At 67.1% G+C, this 17,068-nt stretch carries 18 protein-coding genes; 10 read left to right on the forward strand and 8 right to left on the reverse strand.

Going from position 1 to position 17,068, the window contains the following annotated elements; all coding sequences use genetic code 11:
* Positions 1-310: 310 nt before the first annotated feature.
* From IPP98_00005 to IPP98_00035, 7 genes are all read left to right on the forward strand, one after another.
* Positions 311-835 carry a histidinol dehydrogenase gene (locus IPP98_00005; protein ID MBL0177502.1) on the forward strand — a complete coding sequence of 175 codons (525 nt, stop codon included), beginning with the start codon at positions 311-313 and terminating at the stop codon, positions 833-835.
* Positions 796-1,023: a histidinol dehydrogenase gene (locus IPP98_00010; GenBank protein MBL0177503.1), complete on the forward strand. Its 228-nt coding sequence runs from the start codon at positions 796-798 to the stop codon at positions 1,021-1,023. Before IPP98_00005 ends, IPP98_00010 begins: the two co-directional genes overlap by 40 nt.
* Positions 1,023-2,078 carry a cation diffusion facilitator family transporter gene (locus IPP98_00015; protein ID MBL0177504.1) on the forward strand — a complete coding sequence of 352 codons (1,056 nt, stop codon included), beginning with the start codon at positions 1,023-1,025 and terminating at the stop codon, positions 2,076-2,078. The genes IPP98_00010 and IPP98_00015 overlap by 1 nt, the downstream gene beginning before the upstream one ends.
* Before the next feature lie 33 nt (positions 2,079-2,111).
* Positions 2,112-3,965 (forward strand): translational GTPase TypA, encoded by a 1,854-nt coding sequence (gene typA, locus IPP98_00020; GenBank protein MBL0177505.1) that lies wholly within the window; start codon positions 2,112-2,114, stop codon positions 3,963-3,965.
* A 60-nt stretch (positions 3,966-4,025) separates the two neighbouring features.
* Positions 4,026-4,253: a hypothetical protein gene (locus tag IPP98_00025; GenBank protein ID MBL0177506.1), complete on the forward strand. Its 228-nt coding sequence runs from the start codon at positions 4,026-4,028 to the stop codon at positions 4,251-4,253.
* A gap of 736 nt (positions 4,254-4,989) precedes the next feature.
* A complete protein-coding gene (locus tag IPP98_00030; GenBank protein ID MBL0177507.1) occupies positions 4,990-5,199 on the forward strand; it encodes a hypothetical protein in 210 nt (69 codons plus the stop codon).
* A 62-nt stretch (positions 5,200-5,261) separates the two neighbouring features.
* The gene (locus IPP98_00035) at positions 5,262-6,440 is read left to right on the forward strand and encodes a hypothetical protein (GenBank protein MBL0177508.1); all 1,179 of its coding nucleotides are present in this window, start codon (positions 5,262-5,264) and stop codon (positions 6,438-6,440) included.
* A 94-nt stretch (positions 6,441-6,534) separates the two neighbouring features.
* Here the strand turns inward: IPP98_00035 and IPP98_00040 are convergent, their stop codons facing one another.
* On the reverse strand, positions 6,535-8,292 hold the full coding sequence (locus tag IPP98_00040; GenBank protein MBL0177509.1) for a M20/M25/M40 family metallo-hydrolase: 1,758 nt from the start codon (positions 8,290-8,292) through the stop codon (positions 6,535-6,537).
* A gap of 115 nt (positions 8,293-8,407) precedes the next feature.
* On the opposite strand from IPP98_00040, the gene IPP98_00045 reads away from it, so the two are divergent.
* Genes IPP98_00045 through IPP98_00055 form a run of 3 tightly spaced genes read left to right on the forward strand, consistent with a single transcriptional unit; the run spans position 8,408 to position 10,999 of the window.
* Positions 8,408-8,902 (forward strand): DUF3299 domain-containing protein, encoded by a 495-nt coding sequence (locus tag IPP98_00045; protein MBL0177510.1) that lies wholly within the window; start codon positions 8,408-8,410, stop codon positions 8,900-8,902.
* A complete protein-coding gene (locus tag IPP98_00050; protein ID MBL0177511.1) occupies positions 8,899-9,594 on the forward strand; it encodes an ABC transporter ATP-binding protein in 696 nt (231 codons plus the stop codon). Before IPP98_00045 ends, IPP98_00050 begins: the two co-directional genes overlap by 4 nt.
* Before the next feature lies 1 nt (position 9,595).
* Entirely contained in the window at positions 9,596-10,999 is a 1,404-nt protein-coding gene (locus IPP98_00055; GenBank protein ID MBL0177512.1) for an ABC transporter permease, read from the forward strand.
* Positions 11,000-11,059: 60 nt separating this feature from the next.
* Here IPP98_00055 and IPP98_00060 read toward each other — a convergent pair whose 3' ends face one another.
* From IPP98_00060 to IPP98_00090, 7 genes are all read right to left on the reverse strand, one after another.
* Positions 11,060-11,377 (reverse strand): hypothetical protein, encoded by a 318-nt coding sequence (locus tag IPP98_00060; GenBank protein ID MBL0177513.1) that lies wholly within the window; start codon positions 11,375-11,377, stop codon positions 11,060-11,062.
* Positions 11,378-11,500: 123 nt separating this feature from the next.
* The gene (locus tag IPP98_00065; GenBank protein MBL0177514.1) at positions 11,501-11,956 is read right to left on the reverse strand and encodes a hypothetical protein; all 456 of its coding nucleotides are present in this window, start codon (positions 11,954-11,956) and stop codon (positions 11,501-11,503) included.
* Positions 11,956-12,348, reverse strand: a complete 393-nt coding sequence (gene fliS, locus IPP98_00070) for a flagellar export chaperone FliS (GenBank protein MBL0177515.1) — start codon at positions 12,346-12,348, stop codon at positions 11,956-11,958. Before fliS ends, IPP98_00065 begins: the two co-directional genes overlap by 1 nt.
* A gap of 10 nt (positions 12,349-12,358) precedes the next feature.
* Entirely contained in the window at positions 12,359-14,299 is a 1,941-nt protein-coding gene (fliD, locus tag IPP98_00075; protein ID MBL0177516.1) for a flagellar filament capping protein FliD, read from the reverse strand.
* Between the two features lie 67 nt (positions 14,300-14,366).
* Positions 14,367-15,452: a hypothetical protein gene (locus tag IPP98_00080; protein MBL0177517.1), complete on the reverse strand. Its 1,086-nt coding sequence runs from the start codon at positions 15,450-15,452 to the stop codon at positions 14,367-14,369.
* A gap of 178 nt (positions 15,453-15,630) precedes the next feature.
* The gene (gene fliW, locus IPP98_00085) at positions 15,631-16,059 is read right to left on the reverse strand and encodes a flagellar assembly protein FliW (GenBank protein MBL0177518.1); all 429 of its coding nucleotides are present in this window, start codon (positions 16,057-16,059) and stop codon (positions 15,631-15,633) included.
* Positions 16,059-16,907 (reverse strand): hypothetical protein, encoded by an 849-nt coding sequence (locus tag IPP98_00090; GenBank protein ID MBL0177519.1) that lies wholly within the window; start codon positions 16,905-16,907, stop codon positions 16,059-16,061. Before IPP98_00090 ends, fliW begins: the two co-directional genes overlap by 1 nt.
* Positions 16,908-17,068: the final 161 nt, after the last annotated feature.

The raw sequence follows: 17,068 nt of genomic DNA on the forward strand, positions 1-17,068 counted from the left end.
TGAGGCCCACGAGGGCGATCACCGACAGCGGCCCGACGGCGATCGAGGTCCAGCTTGTGGAGGGTTCCATTCTGCCGAAGGTTAGCGCGTCCGGGCATCCCGGGAGCGAGTTGGGGCGGTGATCCGCCGAGATGACGCCACCACGGCCCACTCGGGTTGGCGGGGCTGTCGGCTTTTCCTGCCGCCACGACCGATCGGATCACCCAGGAGGCCGTCGCGGCGATCGTCGCCGATGCTGTGGGCACCCGGGGCGACACGGCGGTCCTGGGTACACCCAGCGGTTCGACGGCTCCTCACCTGGCCCGACCGAATGGGAGTTGCCCCTGACCGCCTGCGCGAGGCGCTGGCGCGGATTCCGGACGGGGTGCGTGCCGCCCTAAGGTGGCGAGCCGAGCAGGTCCGGCGCAATACCCGCAGCAGCGCGATACCGGCTTCCCGCGAGGAACGTCCCGACGGCACCCCTGCTCGGGATGCGGGTGACCCCGTGGACGCCGCCGGGCTGGCGTGCCCTGGCGGGAAGGCGGCCTACCCCTCCTCCGTCCTGATGAACGCCATTTCCAGCCGCAAGTCGGCGGGGGTCAAGGAACTGGTGGCCCGCCACCCCGCCCGAACGGGATCAACGCGATCAAGTCCTCGCCGCCCTCGCCATCAGTGGCGTCACCCGGTGTTCAAGATCGGCGGCGCGCACGCCGTGGCGGCACTGGCCTTGGCACCGCAACTGTCCCCCGGGTCGACAAGATCGTCGGCCCCGGCAACAAGTGGGTCGCCGAGGCGAAGCGGCAGGTGTTCGGGCAGGTGGGGATCGACATGGTCGCGGGCCCGACCGAGGTGCTGATCCTCGCCGACGAGACGGCCCAAGCCGACCTGATTGCGGCAGACCTGATTGCCCGGGCGGAGCACGACGAAGACGCCGCCTCGTGGCTGGCGACGACATCGCGCGAGTTGGCCGATGCGATTCCCCGCAGCACTCGAGGCGGCGCGCTTACAGCCCCCCGGGCCGACGTCGCGCGTGCCCCTCACTGATGCGCAACGGATTGGTGGTGCTGGTGGCTGACCGCGCCGCGCTCGCCGAGGTCGCCAACATGCGCGCGGCGGAGCATCTCGAGATTGTCACGCGTGACGCGGACGAGCTGGCGGCACTGGTGCGCCACGCCGGCGCGATCTTCATTGGCGACTCCACGCCGGAGCCGGTGGGCGACTACATCGCCGGGCCGAGCCACGTCCTGCCGACCGGCGGCACCGCGCGTTACGCCTCGCCGCTCGGCGTCTACGACTTCGTGAAGCGCACGTCGCTCATTCGCTACTCGCGGGCGCAGTTGCTGGCCGATGCGCCGCACGTGATGGCGCTGGCAGAGGCCGAGGGGCTCTACGGACATGCCGAGGCGGTACGGCGGCGGGGTGGCCGGATGACCAGTCGCAAGCTGGCCACGGTGCTCGCGCTCACGGCGGGCTTCCTGCTGGTCGAGATCATCGGCGGCGTCATCAGCAATTCGCTGGCGCTCCGGGTGTTGCACGGGCACCATCACCATGACTTGAACGTCCGCGGCGCCTATCTCCATATCATGGGCGATGTGCTCGGCTCGGTCGGGGCCATCGTGGCGGCACTGGTGATCCACTTCTTCGGCTGGCTTCCGGCCGACGCGATCATCTCGGTGCTGGTCTCGGTGCTGATCTTCCGGAGCGCGTGGCGGCTGGTCAGCGAGAGCGGGACGATCCTGCTGGATCGGGTCCCCGAGCACATGCAGGTCTCCCAGGTCGAGGAGCGGCTGCTGGCGGTGGCGGTGTCTCCAGGTGCACGACGTCCACGTCTGGACCGTCACCACGGGGTTGGTGGCGATGAGCGCCCATGCGGTGGCGATCGACCTCGAGGGCCACCCGGCGGTGCTCAAGCAGATGGAGGGGGCGATGGCCGATCTGGGTATCGGGCACGTCACGATCCAGCTCGAGACGGGGGAGGCCTGTGGCGCCGAGGCGTGCGGTCACGAGCACCACGCCGCATCTCCCCTCCGGGGGGGTATGGCGCATCGTCACTGATTGCCTTGCGGCCCCCACCCTCGTCGGGTATTATGGCGCCCTGAGGTAACCTGACGGGCTCGTGGACAGGATTTGTCGTGGATATTCGTAACCTTGCCATCATCGCGCACGTGGACCACGGGAAGACCACCCTCGTGGACCAGATGCTTCGCCAAGCTGGCGCCTTCCGGGCCAACCAGCATGTCGAAGAGCGCGTGATGGATTCCAACCCGCTCGAGAAGGAGCGGGGGATCACCATTCTCGCCAAGAACACCGCCATCACCTGGCACAACGTGAAGATGAACATCGTCGACACGCCGGGGCACGCGGATTTCGGGGGCGAGGTCGAACGTATCTTGCGCATGGTCAACGGCGTGCTGATCCTGGTGGACGCGGCCGAAGGGCCGATGCCGCAGACGCGCTTCGTGACCCGGAAGGCGCTGGCGCTGGGCTTGCAGCCGATCGTCGCGATCAACAAGATCGACCGGCAGGACGCCGAGCCGATGCGCGTGCACGACGAAGTGCTGTCGCTGTTCATGGACCTCGACGCCACGGAGGCGCAGCTCGACTGCCCCTTCCTGTACACGTCGAGCCGCGCCGGAACCGCCACGCTCGAGCTCGACCAGCCCGGCACCACGCTGGAGCCGCTGTTCGAGACGATCCTCAAGACCGTGCCGCCGCCGTCGGGCGACCCGGAGAAGCCGTTCCAGATGCTGGTCTCGACGCTCGACTTCTCGTCGTTCATCGGCCGGATCGCGATCGGCCGGATCGAGCGGGGCCGCATCAATGTCGGCGACCAGGTCTCCCTGCTCCCGCTGGGCGAGCCGGGGATGGTGGCCGATGAGCCGGGCGTCGAGAAGGGGCGGATCACCAAGCTCTATACCTTCGACGGGCTGAACCGGATCGAAACGCCGGTGGCACAGGCCGGTGAGATCGTGGCGCTGTCGGGCTTCGAGACGCTCGAAATCGGCAAGACGTTCACCTCGGTCGAGTACCCGGAGCGGATGGCCGGCATCGCCGTCGAGGAGCCGACGATCTCGGTCGACTTCATCGTCAGCAACTCGCCGTTCGCCGGGCGCGAAGGCAAGTACGTTACGTCCCGGCAGCTGCGCGACCGACTCTTCAAGGAGCTGGAGCGGAACGTCGCCCTCCGGGTCGAGCCGACCGATTCGCCGGACACCCACTCGGTGGCCGGACGCGGTGAGCTCCACCTGGGCATCTTGATGGAGACGATGCGCCGCGAAGGGTACGAGTTCCAGGTTTCGCGGCCGCGCGTCATCCTGAAGGACGGTCCCAATGGCGAGCGCCTCGAGCCGTACGAGGAGTTGACGATCGACGTCCCCGAGGAGTACATGGGCGTCGTGATGGAGAAGCTCGGCCCCCGGAAGACCGAGATGACCGAGATGCGGAACCCGGGACAGGGGATGGTCCGGCTGACCTTCCGGATCCCGTCGCGTGGTCTCTTCGGCTACCGCTCGGAGTTCCTCACGGACACCCGCGGCACCGGGATGATGCACCACCGTTTCCTGGAGTACGGGCTGTGGGCGGGTCCGCTGGCGGGTCGCAAGCGCGGCGTGCTGGTGGCCGACCGCGAGGCGCCGGTGGTCGGTTTCGCGCTGGCCAACCTGCAGGAGCGGGCACAGATGTTCGTCGCCCCGGGTGAATTGGTGTACGAGGGGATGATCGTCGGCGAGAATTCGCGTCCGGGCGACATGGACGTGAACGTCGGCAAGGAGAAGAAGCTCTCCAACATGCGGACGACGTCGACCGACGAGAACATCCAGCTCGAGCCGCCGCGCCCGATCACGCTGGAGTACGCCCTCGAGTACATCGAAGAGGACGAGCTGATCGAGGTCACGCCGGAGAACATCCGGCTCCGCAAGCGGAGCCTGCAGGCCACCGAACGGAAGAAGGTGCAGCGTGCGGCGAACCGGGGCGTCGACGCCTCGTAAATGGTAGTCACCCGGCCCAACTGGTCATCACCCGGAACTGGTCACGTGGAGGAGCACATCATGTCGTCGTGGGAGACGTCCTGGGAGGCGTCGCTGGATACTGCGGTGATGCGCCGCCGGTTTGACGAAGATGGTGAGGAAATTTTCGACGTGGACGATCTCGACCTCGAGGACGAGGACGACGAACTCGACGGCGAAGAAGGTGACGATGACGATGATGAGGACGAGGATGATCTCGACGAGGACTTCGACGAGGACTTCGCGTTCGATGATGATGAAGAGGAGTAGTTGTGAGTCCTGAGTCGTAAGTCGTAGGTCCAAAACAAGGAGGGACCCCAATGCATCGCAGCGTTGGGGTCCCTCCTGACTTACGACCCACGACCGCGCCGAATCCGTGCTCTTCCGCGTCGCCTTGGACGAGTTGTTCGATTCAGGAAGCCGACAGGACTTGCCAAAGACCTCTGTCGGAGTTACCGTGAGTCTACCCCCAATTCATGGACCCCCGAAGATGAGCCGCTTGCTACGGGCGATTTTTTTTGTCGGAATCCCCATTCTCGTGGGTTGCGAACGAACCGCTAGGCAGGAGACTGGCACACCTGAATACCGGGTTGTGCGTGAAGCTGACCTTCGCGAGGCAATCGCGAGTGTCCCCGCGAAGTATGCTCTACTCGTCGATCCTCGCGACTGCTTCTCCTGCTTTCCCGTCCTCGACAGCGTCCGACGCAGCCATGCGGCCGGCATGTCTGGCCCGCCCATCGTCCTTTCCCGACAGCCAACTCCTACAGAAGCACGGTACCTCGTCCTTGCGGGCGTGAAGGCGATTGGTGTTGCGGCACCTGGAACCGATTGGGGAGGACGACTGACCCCTCCCCTCTCCGTTTCGGTGAATAGCGGTGCACTTGTCGCCTCACCGTTGGCTCCGCACAAGTCGGGCGGTGCCACCACGAAGTGACCTGCTGGCCGGCAAGTCACATTATGCCCTCCGGCCCACTCCGGCAGGGTGAACCTCGACCAAGGAGCTTCCATGTTTCCGAAATTGCGCAACCTGATCGTCGTGGCCGCCTGCGCCTTCATCCTCGCCCCGCGCATCCCCAACGCGTCGGCGGAGGAGACTCGCAAGTGGCTGGAGGTCTATCCCTTCTGTACCGGCTTCCCAAGTTGCAAGTTCGAGTGCGACCCGAATACGCCGGAATGTCAGACGGATCCCGACTGCATTTGCACTTGTTTCCGCTGAGGTGATTGGGGGCGGGGGAACGGCTCCGACCGGGCCCCCGCGTCATCAGTGGAATCCTCCCCTTGAAGAAGGACCTCGCCTCGATGAACGCGATCCGGTTGCTCATTCTCGCATTGCTTGCATCATCCACGACTAGCTGCTCGCGAGGTGACAAGGAGGTCGCGGGGCGATCACTGGTCTCGACCACTGCGACGCTGGTTCGAGAAGTCAGGGCCCAGGAACCCGATCCCCCCCTCGGGGCTTACACGTCGTTTATCGCGGTAGCCTCCAACGGCTCCTTCTTCATCACGGATATCGACCGTGGGAGAATTGTCGCTTTTGACCCAGCAGGCTCGGTAACGCGGTCGTTTGGGTCGCTCGGGGGCGGCCCGGGCGAGTTCTCGTTGGCAGCGACACCGGAGGTGATTGGTGATACACTGCTTGCCGTCGCAGACGTGAACGCGAACTCGTTGATGTTGTTCGATGTTCGAAACGGGCAGTACATGAGGACGGTGAAATTGGCAGGATTCAGAAACCTCGCCGGAGATTGGTCCTACGCTGGCGATACCGCCTACTTCGCCACCCTCGATGCGGGTGGCGTCCTCGGGGTCTGGCCGATGGTGAATGACACTGCTCGGCTTCGAGGTGAATTGCCGGCCGAGTATCGTTCCGGCCGACCGAGGGGGCTGGTACGTCGGTACGGCCGCATCGGAATCGCCCCCACTTCCGAAGGGTTCGCCGTGCATCTTCCGACCGAGGACGGAGTCCGTCGGCTTTCCCTGGGCGGAGAAGTCGGGCCTCTCATCGGAATTCCGGCACGCCATCGTCGAGGGATTCCGCCTGAGCTGGTGCAGCTCAAGGCGAACACCAGTCGCTCTCGCACGACGAATTTCCCCCTCGCCTCCTTCAATACTGGACTTGCGCGCCGGGGCGATGGATTGCTCGTTGCATACCATTGGGAATTCGATCATGATCCAAAGTCAAAGGGGTCAGAGTCTGGGGGTGGTCCCGGGATGACAAACCTCCGTCTCTTCGCGACTTTGATCAAACCGGCTCTTGATTCCGCCTGCATCGACATTCGAATTCCAATCGAGACTGACATTCCCCCATTTCCGGTAACGCGCGGGGATACGACCTTCGTCTTTACTCGCTCGGTGAACGTCGCCCAGGGGACAGTCAATTCAAGGCTGGTCGCGTTCCGAGCTGACCCTCGCTCCTGTCAGTGGGAGCCGATCGGTGGAGCGCCTCCCCGTCAACAGTGAAGGGCCGGACACCGGACGCTGCACACGAAAAGGGACCCCAACGCCGAGCGCCGGGGTCCCTTCTCTGTGTCTACGACCTACGACTTACGACCTCCTACCGTGCCGAATCCGTGCTCTTCCGCGTCGCCTTCGACGAGTTGTTGGTCCCGCACATCGGATAGGTGAGCGCGGCCTGGGTGGCCGGGTTCACGCTGATCAGCTGCGGCGCCTGCAGCGTCGGGTCCTTGTCGGCCATGTAGGTCAGCATGGCGACAAGCGTCGCGTTGTTCTTGAGGTCGTCGATCACGACCTTGTCGTAGGTGTCGCGGTTGGTGTGCCAGGTGGTGTTGAAGTAGTCCCAGTTGAGGGCGCCCATCCCGTGCACCGGCGCGCCGCGGCACTGGAAGGTCCAGCCGTCCGTGCTGCCGCTCCCACCGACCGGCGAGGCGGTGGCGCCCAGACGGACCCAGCCGCTGATCGACGACGGCACCGCGTGCAGCCACGAGATCAGGTTGTCGGTCGCGTTGGTGACCGGGCCGGCGCCGAGCGAGGTGACGCGCCCCGTGCCGTTGTCCTGGTTCCAGCCGGCGCGGATCCCCTTCACGATCTCCGGGTGATCCTCGGCGAACGCCTGCGAGCCGTTGAGCCCCTGCTCCTCGCTGCCCCAGTTCCCGATCAGGATGGTGCGCTTCGGGTTCGGGTACACCTTCTTGAGGATGCGGATCGCCTCCATCATCGTGATGGTGCCGGTGCCGTTGTCCGTCGCGCCCGAGCCGCCGTCCCACGAGTCGAAGTGGGCCGAGAGGAGGATGTACTCGTTCGGCTTCTCGGAGCCCTTGATCATCCCGACGACGTTGTACATCGGGAGCTCACCGAGGAACTCGGCGTCGGCATTCACGCGGACCTTCGGGCCCTGATTGTTCTGCGCCAGGCGGAACAGCAGGTTGTAGTCTTCGCAACTGGCATCGAGCGTCAGCACCGTCTGCTTCGGCGAGCCGAAGATCTTGTTGATGCCGGGGTACTGCGACCAGTTCATGCCGATCACGCCGGCGACGCCATACTCCTTGGTCCAGACGTTGATGTTGCCGCCCTGCTTGGTGCGGTCGGCCCACGCAGCCCGCGCCTGGCTGTTGATCGCGGCGAGCTGCTGCGAGGCGCCCGGCTGGCCGAACTCGGTCCACTGCGACGCCATGCGGCAGGAGGCGAGTGGCGCCGAGATCAGCACGAACTTCCCCTTGGCGTTGGCCTTGGCCCACGCGGCGAACTCGTCCGGCGACTTCGTCTCCGGGAAGAGGATCACATCGCCGATGACGTCCTTGCCACCGGTGCCCGGGCTCCAACCCAGCATCGTCGCCTCGAGGGAACGGACGCGCGGTGCAATCATGTCGACGTGGGTGTGCCCGCGGCGCCACGAGTTCCAGGTACCGTACTGCTGCTTCTCGGCCGGGATCCCCCACGAGGCGTACGTCTTGACGGCCCAGTTGGCGGCGTTCATGTAGCCCGGCGAGCCGGTGAGGCGCGGCCCGATCGAGTCCATCAGTACCTGCGCCAGCTTGCCGGCCTGGCCGTTGGTCATCCCTTCGTCAAACATCTTCTGGATGATCGGATCGTCCGGCGGCGTGGTGCGCACGTACTTGGTGCTGTCGACCGACGCGCCACCGCGGCCACCGCCGGCACGACCGCCCGCGGCACCCGGCGCGCCCGCGCCACGCCCACCCGGCGCTCCGGCCGGGGCGGCAGTGGGCGTCGGGGCCTGCGCAGCAGGGGCCGCGGCGGGACGCGCGGCAGGAGCGGGGGTGGTGGCTGGGGTCTTGGAGCCGCCGCATGCGGCGATCCCGAGAACCAGGCCGAGGCCGACTGTCAAACGGGCCATGGGGACTTCTCCGAGCAGTTGGAATTGGGAGGGGAACGGGGCAACTTATTCCGGCGATCATACGTATCATAGTCAATTGCTGTTGTTGCGAAATGGTTCTCAGAGAGGTTCTGCCATGCTCCTGTCCTCGCTCTTGCTTGCCTCGGTGACGGCCTTTGCTCCGGCGCGTCTCGCCCCGATCGTCTTCACCGGCTCGCCGGCCGCCGTGGCCGCCGAGACGTTCGCGACCGACCCGGTCCTGGTCGACTGGCGGATTCTGGGGGGCCTCGACCTCAACACCGGCAAGGCCCCGGCATCCCTTGAGGCGCTCGACGGCAAGCTGGTGAAGATCGCGGCGTTCATCGTCCCGCTCGAAGACAACATGCAGGAATCCGACGAGTTCCTCCTGGTGCCGTACTTCGGTGCCTGCGTCCATACGCCGCCGCCGCCGCCGAACCAGATGGTCTACGTCAAGATGAAGGGCGGCAAGACCGTCAAGATCGGCTGGTGGGATCCGGTGATGTTCGAGGGCGTGCTGCACCTCAAGCAGACCGAATCGGCCTACGGTGCCAGCTACTACGAAATGGAAGGGATCGACAGCAAGCCGTACGCGCCGCCCGCCAAGAAGTGAGCGATCGCCCCACGGCGGTCGCCATCAAGGACCTCGTGTTCGGGTATCGCCCAGGGCGCGAGGTCCTTCGCATTGCCGACCTCTCGATCGCCCCCGGCGAACGCGTCTTCCTTCATGGCCCCAGTGGATCCGGCAAGACGACGCTACTCGGCCTCACGGCCGGCGTCCTGAACCCCACGTCGGGCCGGGTGTCGATTCTCGGCCAGGATCTCGCCGGGCTGCACTCGTCGCATCGCGATGCCTATCGCGGCAGTCACATCGGCTACCTCTTCCAGCTCTTCAATCTGATCCCCTACCTCTCCGTGCTGGAGAACATCGCGCTGCCATGCCGGCTGCACGCGCTGCGACGCGAGCGACTTGGCGGTGCGCTGATCGAACGCGAAGCACGCCGGCTTGCCGAGCGGCTCGAATTGGGCGGGTTCATCGACACCGCGGTGACCGAGTTGAGCGTCGGGCAGCAGCAGCGCGTGGCCGCCGCGCGCGCACTCATCGGGGCGCCCGAGCTGGTGATTGCCGACGAGCCCACCTCGGCGCTCGACACCGACCTGCGCGACCGCTTCCTCGAGCTGCTCTTCGAGTGCTGCGCCGAGGCGAAGGCGACGCTGCTCTTTGTGTCGCATGATCTCTCGCTCGGCGCCCGCTTCGACCGCGTGCTCTCGCTGCCGACCCTCAACACGGCCGGAGGGCGCTGAGATGCTGACCCTGCAACTCGCCCTCCGCTCGCTGCGCAATCGGCGGCTCACCACCATCCTGACGGTGTTGTCGATCGCCCTCTCGGTGTCGCTGCTCGTTGGCGTCGAGACGGTGCGCCGCGGCATCCGCGAAAGCTTCGCCGGCACCATCCGCGGCACCGACCTGATCGTCGGCGCGCGTGGTGGCTCCCAGCAGTTGCTGCTGTCGTCGATCTTCGGCCTGGGGGCGCCCGCGGGATCGGTGGAGTGGAGCACCTACCAGCGTTGGTCGCACCATCCGGCGGTGGCGTGGACGATTCCGATCTCGCTGGGCGACTCCTACTTCGGCTACCGTGTCGTCGGCACGACCTCAGCCTTCTTCGAGCACTACAAGTACCGCAACGACGGCCGCGTGACGGCCGCCGAAGGCCACCTGCTCGAGGGCGATCGCGAAGTGGTGATCGGCATCGAGGTGGCGAAGACGCACAAGCTCTCCATCGGCAGCAAGGTGGTGCTCACGCACGGGCTCCGCGGGACGGGGATCTCCGATCACGAGGAGCATCCGTTCACCGTGGTCGGGATTCTCGTGCGCACGTCGACGCCGGTCGATCGCTCGCTCTTCATCACCCTCGAAGGGATCGAGGGGATGCACGAGGGGATGCCGCAGGATTCGCCGAATGGCTGGGCGCAGCCGAAGTTCGCGCCGCTACAGCGGCCTGGTTCCTCGGCACCAGCTGCGGCCGCCTCACCCGCGGCGACGCCGGCCGTGACCGCCATGTCCGGCGCGGAACCGCCGCCCCCCTCACCTGGGGCGCAGGCGATGCCGGGCGCGGAGCCACCGGTCGTCGGCGGCGACGAACACGCCGACCACGATCACAAGCTCACCGCCTTCCTCCTCGGCACGAAGGCGCGCGCGGCGTCGCTGATGCTGCAGCGACAGATGAACACCGACAAGGTCGAGCCGCTCACCGCGATCCTGCCGGCGGTGGCGCTCACCGAATTGTGGCACGCGATCGGGTACGCCGAGGATGGCGCGCGGATCATCACGGGCGCGGTCCTGCTCGTTGGGCTGCTCGGGATGTTGGTGGCGCTGTATAGCACGCTGCAGGAGCGGCGGCGCGAGATGGCCATCCTCCGCTCGCTCGGCGCGGGACCGGGGCGGATCGCAGCGCTGCTGGTGCTGGAGTCGGGGCTGCTGGCGTTCGTTGGCGCGGTCGTCGGTGTCGCGCTGGTGTATGCGTTGCTGTTCGTGGGGCAGGGACTCGCCGAGGAGCACTTCGGAGTCTACATCCCGATCACGGCACCGCAGGCGCTGGAGTGGTTCTACTTGGCCGGCGTGGTGGTGGCAGGGATTCTCGTCGGGCTGGTGCCGGCGTGGCGCGCCTACCGCAACACGCTGCAGGATGGGCTGACCATCCGACTGTAACGCAGCACGGCGGGGCATCTGCCCCGCCGTGCGGTGGACCTGCATTCAGTTCCCTCGCGGTCATGCGCCGCCGAGGAGTTCCTTCATGATGCGGTCCGTCAGCATCGCCAAGGTTGGCGGTGCCTCGTACTGACCCTCGGCGATCTTCTTGGTGATCTCCCGGAGACGGATGGGCTCGATCTCTGCCTTGGGGATCTCGGCGCCGGCCAGCGCGATCGCTTCGGGGGACAACTGCACTGTGTCGGCTGCGGCCGCATCGGCGCGCACTCGCTCGATGCCGGCGGCGGTGGCCGCCACTGCGGCGCCCTTCGCGGCGGCGTCCGCGCGGCGTGGGTCAGGCTGGGGTGTCCCGGAGCGGCCAAGACTGTCGATCGTCATTGCGTCCTCCTTTTCCTGGTGAAGCGCCCTGGCCCAGTCCCGGTTCCGACCACCAGAGTAACTGGTCGGTGCGGGAGTAGCCATTGAATACACTATCGGCCAAGTCCCTGAGAGTCTGAGCAGCTACCCCGTACGGTCAATCATGACGGGGGCGGCGGAGTCGCCGGCGCCCCGATAGGCGCCGTTGGTGCGGTCGAGTTGGCCGGTCACGTCGGCGATTTCATGGGCGATCGAGACCGCCTCCCGCCCCATCTGGGCGGCCAGATCCCGGGCCGCCGCCGAGGCCAGGGCCCGTTCTCGCTCGACCCGGGCATGCAGCTCGGCCACCGGATGGCCCGCTGCCATATGGGCCGGGGCCGCCTGGACCGCGGCCCGCACGGCCAGCAACTGGACTTCGCGGGCCGAGATGTCGGCGACGATGCCGTCGGCCTCGTTGGCGAAGATCTCCAGCAACCCCGCATCGCCCATCCTCAGCACCGCGCGCTGCGCCTGCACGACATGGCGGTAGCGCGCCAGGTCATCCAGCTGGGCCGCCAGCAACGTGGCGGCGCGTTCGCTCTCGGCGGGGGTGTTCAGCATCAGGCCGCCGCGTTTCCGCCGGCGAGTTGCGCGGCGGCTGCCTGCCAGGCACCGTGCAGTTCGGTGACGATCGCCACCACCGCGTCGAGCTGGGCCAGGTTCGGCTTGGCCTGAATCGTCGCGAACTGGCCCAGCATCCAGCCGTAGAGGGCGGCGAGGCGATCGGCGAACTCGCCGCCGGCGTCGCGATCCAGCGAGCAGAGCAGTTCGTGCACGATCTCTTCGGCCTTGATGAGCCGCTCGCCGCGCGCCTCGATCTCGCCGCGCTCGATGTGACCGCGCGCCTGCCGCAGTGCCACCAGGAGGTGGGTGTAGAGCGCCACCAACCGCTGGGCGGGCGACATCGCCTGCACTTCCATCTCGCGGTACCGATCGCTCGATCCGTAACTCATCGTCACTGCCTCAGGAGCTGCTGTTGGAGCTGCCGGTCGAGCCAAGCAGCGAGGTCGACTGTTGCTTGAGCCGAGCGATGGCGGTTTCCATCTGGAGGAAATTCGCCAGCAGGACGGCGCGGCGCCGTTCGAGCCGGGCATCCAGCGCGGACACGCGAGTCGCCAGCCGGGCGCTGCTGGTGTCCAGCGCGGAAACCTTGCTGTCGATCAGCCCGTTGCCGGTATTGAGGAACTGGTCGAGCAAGCGCTCGATCCGAGCCCCGGCGCCGAGCGAGAGATTGACGCTGCCGGCCGCGCCGATCGTCAGGCCGGTGTACTGGACCGTGAGCCCTGCCGCGTCGGTACCGCTGGTGCCGACCAGCAACTGCCCCGTGCCGGTGGCCGCGAAGCCGCCGATCGTCCCCGCGACGTCGGTGCCGGCAGCGGAGGTGTCGGTGGACCATGCCTCGCCCGCGCCATCACCCAGCCCGGTGAAGACCAGGCCGATACCGGCGCCGCTGCCAAAGTTGAGCTGGTCGAGCTGGATCTCGTTCCCGACCTGGGTGGCGGTGAGGTTGAGGCCGTCGGTGTCGAATGCCGTCTGCAGCGCCTGCACGATATCGGCGGTGGTCATTCCGGTGGTCAGTGCCACCGTGGTGGTCCGACCCGAATTCGTGTCGGTCACGGTGACGCCATCGGCCGTGCCCCCCGCGTCGTAGGTACCCGCGAAGCCGCTGGTCACCAACGTGGCCTTCGTGGCGATCGCGGTGATGTCGATCGCCCGCGCCCCGCCGGTCGCCGTCTGCGCCGAGGAGACGAAGGAGAGGCCGGTGCCGGTGGCGGTCCGCTGCTCGGTGAAGAGCGTGCGGAGGTCGGACTGCCGGTTCTTGAAGGCGTCGTCGAACTTGGCGCTGTCGAGCGTCAGGGTGCCGTCGCGGGTGAGCGAGAGGCCGGCCTGGCCCACGGTGGCGAGATCGGCAGCGGCTCCGCCAACGGCCTCGAGCAGCAACGACGGCAACTGCGAGCGCGCGGTCCGGATCACCGACTGCCCATAGAGCGGCGGCGTCGAGCCGGTGCTCGCCGTGCCCTGGGCTTTGAGGAAAGCGACCAGGCCGTTGTAGGCGTCGACGAACCCCTGCATCGAGGTGCGGGCGGCGTCGACGAAGCGGTCCACCTGGATGGAGGTGACGGCGCCGACATCGTCGGCCGTCAGCGTCAGGGTGACACCGGTGATGGCGTCGGTCACCACGTTGCTGGTGCGGGTGAGCGGGATGTCGTCGATGCGAAAGAGGGCATCGGCACCGTTCACCAGCACCGACCCGGCGAGTTCGGCACCGTTGATGTCCTGGAAACCGAGCGTCTGCAGCGTGGTCCCAAGGGTGTCGGCGAGGGCGATGCCGGCCGCGCCGCTCTTGGCGCTGGTCAGGATCAGCCGCGAGTCGCCGGGCGCCACCGTGAGGATGGTCGCCGTGACACCGGACGGGGTGGAGCCGCTGTTGAGCGCATTGATCGAGTCGCGAAGCGTGGTCAGGGTATCGGTCGCGGCCACCGTGACGGTCTGGCCGTTTACCGTGAGCGTGCCGCCGGCGCCCAGCGCCGTCGCGGCATCGCGACCAATCGTGCCGGCCAACTTTTCCGCCTTGGCGAGCTGGTCGACCTTGATCTGGTAGCTGCCGGCCGTGGCGGTCGCGTCGGCCGTGGCCGAGGCAATAGCGCGCGTGCCGGACAGCACCGAGGTCGTGGTGCTCATCGCGTCGAAGGCGGTACCGGTGCGGAGCGTCTTGGACGCCGTGCGGACCTTGTCGAGGAGGCCGCGATAGGTGTTCAGCGCGTTGGTCTGCGCGGTGTTGGCGCTGCTCTGGGCCTCCCAGCGATCGGCGGGCACGCGGGCCTGCGCGATGATGGCATCGACGAGGTCCCGGTAGTTGAATCCCGAGATCAAGCCGGAAATGGAGGAGAGCGAGGTCGCCATCAATCAGTCCTGGTGTGAGGGTGGTTGGAGGGCCGCCGAAGCGACCCCCCGCCCGGTGAAGCCGAACTTACCGCAGCAGCGACAGCACGTTCTGCGAGGTCGCGTTGGCCTGTGCCAGCATCGCGATGCCGGCCTGCTGCAGGATCTGGAACTTGGTGAACGCCGTGGTCTCCATCGCCATGTCGGCGTCACGGATGGTGCTCTCGGCCGCGATCACGTTCTGCGTGACGGTGGCGACGTTCGCCGTGGCGAACTCAATGCGGGACTGCGCCGCGCCGATGGTGCCGATCGCGGTGTTGGAGAGGTCGATCGCCGTGTCGAGACGCGCCAGCGCGGTCTGCGCGTTGCCGGCGCTGAGCACGTCGAGGCCGGCGACGTTCAAGCCCGTCGCGCCCGTGGTGAGGTTCACCTGGGCCAGCGAGACCAGGTCGTTGCCGGCATAGGCACCCGACGACGAAACCTGGAAGTTCACGGCGGTACCGGCGACGGTGATCGTCTGGGTGTTGACGCCGTCGACGAGGTAGCCGGCGGCGTTCGTGACCGAGACGCCGAGCTTGTCGAAGTTGTACGTGCCTGCACCCGCCGGCATCGCGATCGCCTGCGTGACCAGCGTCGCGCCCGCGCCGAAGCTCAGGGTGGCCACACCAGCGGCCGAGGCGAAGGTGTAGGTGCCCGACTGGGCGCCGTTCAGCACGGCCTGGCCGGCATAGGTGCCGCCGGTGACCGCGTTGCCGAGCGTGCCGTTCACCAGCGCCGAGCCCTGGTACTGGGTCGTGGCGGCGATACGGTTGATTTCGGCGGCGAGCGACTGGAACTCCGCGTCCAGCTTGGTGCGCTGGGTGCCGATCGACGACGAGTTCGACGCCGTCGCGAGTTCCTTCATGCGGTCCAGGATGCCGGCGATCGTGTTGACCGCGCCGTCGGCGATCTGGAGCATCGAGTTCGCCTGCGACGCGTTGCGCGAGGCCTGCTGCAGCGAGCGGCTCTCGGCGCGGAGCTTGTTGGCGATCGCGAGGCCGGCGGCATCGTCACCCGAGCGGTTGATGCGGAAGCCGGACGACAGCTTGGCGATCTGCTTGTCGAGGCCCGCGCTCGAGGTTGCCACGTTACGGAATGCGGTATTCGCTGCGATGTTGTTCTGGATACTGGCCATGGTGCTGTTACTCCCTTAACAGTTGTCGACGGAGCGTCCGTGCTCCGGAACTAGGTTAGAGCCGGCCGGGATGTCGGCCGCTGTTCTGTTATCGGGAGAGATGGCTGGAGTCTGAGCGGGGAGGGGTCGGACGGGGGCGCCGCACCCCATGGTGGGCGCCCCGGGCAAGCGGGCGGTGCTAGGCGGCGGGGACCAGCGCAGCCAGGTCGAAGGCGTGGGTGGTGCCCCAGGCCGACTCCGGCGCGATCAGCTGGCGCCCGGTCGTCAGGACGGGGTCGATCAGGATCGGCGCCTGCAGGTTGGCCGAGGCGGGGCCGCGGCCGGCGGGAAGGGTCACGATCGCCAGCGCGGTTGGATGCGCCGGCCACGCGCTCGGGGCGATCCGTCGGCACTCGACCACCAGGAAGGCGAGCGCGGCCTCCTGCACGGACTGCAGCCAGTACAGCCCGGCGGCCGAGGTGGGCAACAGCGTGTAGCGCTGGTACTCCTCGAAGCCGGGGATCCCGTCCGGGAAGGTGACGATCTCCTGGCGTGGCACGGTGAGGGTGCCGAACAGATGCGACTCGAAGGTCAGGTCACGTGGCAGGGGAATCGTGGCGGCGGACATCAGAGGTACTCCGTCAGGGAAGTCTGCAGGATGCGGGAGGTCGCCTCGTAGGCGGCGCGCATGGCAGTCTGGATTGCCGAGAAGTTGAGCATCGCTTCCTCCAGCGGAATTTCGGCCGCCGCGCTCCGCTTGGCGTCGAGTGCCGTCTGCAGCGCGGTCAGCGAGCCGGTGGTGAGCTCGAGATTCCGGGTCCGCGCGCCGACTTCCGTCAGGGTGATCTGCGTGGCGTTGAAGGCGGTGTCGAGCGGCCCGCCCGAGGCCAGCACCCCCGCCGGGTTGTTGGCCGTGAGGGCATCCCGCAAGGCGGTCAGCGAGCTGAGCACCCCGCTGGTCACCAGCAACTCCTCGCCGCTATGCACGGTGTCCACGAGAATGCCGTCGCCCACCTCGGCCTGGCGCCCGGTCGGCGTGCCGACGTAGGTGCCGTTGGGCTGGAACGGCGGCGCATCGGTCGCGAGTCCGCCAAAGAGGTAGTCGTTGCCGAATCGGAGGTTGCCGAGGGAGATCGCCTGATCGATCAGGCTCTGGACCTCCACCGCCGTGGCGGCGCGGGTCGTGGCGTTCCCGGTGCTGCTGCCCTGCGCCGTGGCGAGTTCCTTGGCGCGGGAGAGGAGGTCGCCCAGCTGGTCCAGCGTGGTCTCCTCGGCCGCCTGTCGCGATTGGACCGAGGTGACGCTGCGGCGGTATTGCTCTACCGCGCGCAGGGCCGTGTCGCTGGCGAGCACCTGGGACCCGGCGATCGGATCGTCGGAGATCTTCGAATTTCGCAATCCGGTGGTGACTTGATCCGAGGCGCGCAGGTACTGCGCCCCCTGTTCCTGGAGATTGCGGAGGAGCCGCTCTTGCATCACGCTGTTGGTTATCCGCATGGCCCCGGAATTCCCCTTCGAAAGGATGACTCTCCCACGTTTATCGACTATTTTGGTGAGAGTATGAGTCCGCCCCCCCAGGGCCCTCCCACGCGACCACCATCGAGGACGTCCATCCTGCGGCTCACGCCCCCGATGCT

It is taken from the genome of Gemmatimonadota bacterium (assembly GCA_016720805.1).
Taxonomy (GTDB): domain Bacteria; phylum Gemmatimonadota; class Gemmatimonadetes; order Gemmatimonadales; family GWC2-71-9; genus Palsa-1233.

What these genes read in the sequence shown, in the direction of transcription:
- fliW (MBL0177518.1), bottom strand. Translation starts at nt 16,059, where the DNA reads ATGTCCGCCGCCACGATTCCCCTGCCACGTGACCTGACCTTCGAGTCG.
- IPP98_00030 (MBL0177507.1), top strand. Translation starts at nt 4,990, where the DNA reads ATGTTTCCGAAATTGCGCAACCTGATCGTCGTGGCCGCCTGCGCCTTC.
- IPP98_00065 (MBL0177514.1), bottom strand. Translation starts at nt 11,956, where the DNA reads ATGCTGAACACCCCCGCCGAGAGCGAACGCGCCGCCACGTTGCTGGCG.
- IPP98_00015 (MBL0177504.1), top strand. Translation starts at nt 1,023, where the DNA reads ATGCGCAACGGATTGGTGGTGCTGGTGGCTGACCGCGCCGCGCTCGCC.
- IPP98_00060 (MBL0177513.1), bottom strand. Translation starts at nt 11,377, where the DNA reads ATGACGATCGACAGTCTTGGCCGCTCCGGGACACCCCAGCCTGACCCA.
- IPP98_00080 (MBL0177517.1), bottom strand. Translation starts at nt 15,452, where the DNA reads ATGGCCAGTATCCAGAACAACATCGCAGCGAATACCGCATTCCGTAAC.
- IPP98_00090 (MBL0177519.1), bottom strand. Translation starts at nt 16,907, where the DNA reads ATGCAAGAGCGGCTCCTCCGCAATCTCCAGGAACAGGGGGCGCAGTAC.
- IPP98_00005 (MBL0177502.1), top strand. Translation starts at nt 311, where the DNA reads ATGGGAGTTGCCCCTGACCGCCTGCGCGAGGCGCTGGCGCGGATTCCG.
- IPP98_00045 (MBL0177510.1), top strand. Translation starts at nt 8,408, where the DNA reads ATGCTCCTGTCCTCGCTCTTGCTTGCCTCGGTGACGGCCTTTGCTCCG.
- IPP98_00025 (MBL0177506.1), top strand. Translation starts at nt 4,026, where the DNA reads ATGTCGTCGTGGGAGACGTCCTGGGAGGCGTCGCTGGATACTGCGGTG.
- fliD (MBL0177516.1), bottom strand. Translation starts at nt 14,299, where the DNA reads ATGGCGACCTCGCTCTCCTCCATTTCCGGCTTGATCTCGGGATTCAAC.
- fliS (MBL0177515.1), bottom strand. Translation starts at nt 12,348, where the DNA reads ATGAGTTACGGATCGAGCGATCGGTACCGCGAGATGGAAGTGCAGGCG.
- IPP98_00055 (MBL0177512.1), top strand. Translation starts at nt 9,596, where the DNA reads ATGCTGACCCTGCAACTCGCCCTCCGCTCGCTGCGCAATCGGCGGCTC.
- IPP98_00040 (MBL0177509.1), bottom strand. Translation starts at nt 8,292, where the DNA reads ATGGCCCGTTTGACAGTCGGCCTCGGCCTGGTTCTCGGGATCGCCGCA.